Below are 425 nucleotides of genomic sequence, written 5' to 3' on the forward strand. Positions count from 1 at the left end.
ATTATTCCCTTCGAATGCCCATGCCATTTTTGCGTCATAGTCGCTCAAAAGGGTGAGCAACCCCAAGCCCGAACCGCTTGCTGCCGATATGGCATTGGTTTCGATTTGCTCAAGAAGAAGTTCCCCAGGGTCCTTCGATTGAAGGCGATGCAGCAGTAGCTGAAAGCGAGATGATGTCACGCCATCGATCGTGTTCTTGACCCTTATTAAAAAGGTTCCGTCGAATATGCCGGCTTCAATGAGGATCTCCCCAGGCTGTCGAAACTTAACGGCATTTTCGATCAACTCATTGCTGAGATATCCGATGTCATGATGCGCCTGGACGTAGTCTTTCCTTGACCGTGAATAGGGCAGAGCCATGACTTCCGCTATGAAGTCCGAGGTCATTCCTGAGTGCTTCCATCCAAGCTGAAGCGGTCCATCGG

General features: G+C 50.4%; 1 protein-coding gene. It reads right to left on the reverse strand.

Annotated features, from left to right (window positions below; genetic code table 11):
* On the reverse strand, positions 1-425 hold a 425-nt coding region (locus AF337_RS11545), incomplete at both ends, for a slr1658 superfamily regulator (protein ID WP_049732276.1).

Source organism: Rhizobium ecuadorense, assembly GCF_001187535.1.
GTDB lineage: Bacteria > Pseudomonadota > Alphaproteobacteria > Rhizobiales > Rhizobiaceae > Rhizobium > Rhizobium ecuadorense.